Raw genomic sequence first — 1,197 nt, 5'->3', positions numbered from 1 at the left:
GTGAACAAGTGGGTGTTTGATATCGTAGAGAAGTATAACGGCAGTGTTTCGGCAGAGCACGGCGTAGGCCTTGTTAAGAAAGATTATTTGCGCTATACGCGTAGTGACGCAGAGATAGCCCTAATGAAGGGCATAAAGCAGGTTTTTGATCCTAAAGGCGTGATGAACCCCGGCAAGATATTCGATTGAGGCGTCGGTGTGTTGTAAATCAAACCTCATGTAGTTTTGGTTTTAGTTGCCACTTTGCTGTCATTAATTGAAAAAGGAATGGATGTTGTACTCAGTAGTTTTGTTGGATGAAACAAAATTCGACGCTCCTTGCTCTAAGGTAGTATGCGTCGGGCGAAATTATGCAGAACACGCTCGCGAGCTTAATAATCCGATTCCCAGCTCTCCAATTTTGTTCATAAAGCCTGAGTCGAGTATTCAGGACCAAAGTATTCTAAAGATCCCGCGCGACGGCATCCACTATGAAACTGAGTTGGCTATCTTAATTGGGGAGCCTGGATTAAGCGGTTCAGGGCGCGTCAAACCTGAGATTGCGGGTATTGGCTTAGCGCTTGATCTTACGGATAGGGAGCTGCAATCGCAGTTAAAGGAGAAGAGCCATCCGTGGGAGCGCGCTAAAGCGTTCGATGGCGCCGCTTACCTCACCCGATTTATTCGTTTTGATAACCAGAATCTTGCGAATATTCGGTTCTCTCTCAATCTTAACGGGGATACGGTGCAGCTTGGTGCCTCGTCCGATATGCTTTTTGATATTGAAACCTTGTTAACGGAGATCGCGACTACGTTCACCCTGCGCAAGGGAGATGTGGTGTTGACCGGAACTCCAAAGGGCGTTGGAACGTTAAAAAATAACGACACTTTACTTCTCCGCTTAGAATGCGGCTCTTCCGAGCATGACTTTGATCCAATCAGAGTAGCGACTCGTGGCGTCTAATAAAACTCCTGCAAAGAGCAGAACAAAACGCTTTTTTAAGCTAGCGGGTATGACCGCTAGCGTAGCGACACGTTACGCTGGCGAAAAAATTAAAGACGTTGTTCAAGATGAGAAAACGCGTAAAGACAGTAAGTCAGTTGCTTATGGAAAAATGGCGGAGGACATCACCGAGACCTTAGGTGAGTTGAAAGGCGCTGTGATGAAGGTGGGGCAAATTGTCTCGCAAACGCAGGATTTTTTGCCGGCTGAATTTT

At 46.5% G+C, this 1,197-nt stretch carries 2 protein-coding genes and 1 pseudogene; all 3 read left to right on the top strand.

What is annotated here, in order from left to right:
* Nucleotides 1-189 (top strand): FAD-linked oxidase C-terminal domain-containing protein (locus A3751_RS20310; RefSeq protein WP_304439066.1); only part of this gene is annotated, 189 nt, incomplete at its 5' end.
* An 82-nt stretch (nt 190-271) separates the two neighbouring features.
* On the top strand, nt 272-943 hold the full coding sequence (locus A3751_RS20305; RefSeq protein WP_068458706.1) for a fumarylacetoacetate hydrolase family protein: 672 nt from the start codon (nt 272-274) through the stop codon (nt 941-943).
* 49 nt (nt 944-992) lie between these two features.
* Nucleotides 993-1,197: pseudogene (locus tag A3751_RS20300) on the top strand (AarF/ABC1/UbiB kinase family protein); the annotation flags it as partial.

This window comes from Oleiphilus sp. HI0080 (assembly GCF_001635135.1).
Note: the sequence above shows the minus strand (reverse complement) of the source record. Positions and strands in the feature narration are given on the sequence as shown.

Excerpts from the sequence above, each read along its gene's own strand:
- A3751_RS20305 (WP_068458706.1), top strand. The coding sequence starts at position 272 with ATGTTGTACTCAGTAGTTTTGTTGGATGAAACAAAATTCGACGCTCCT.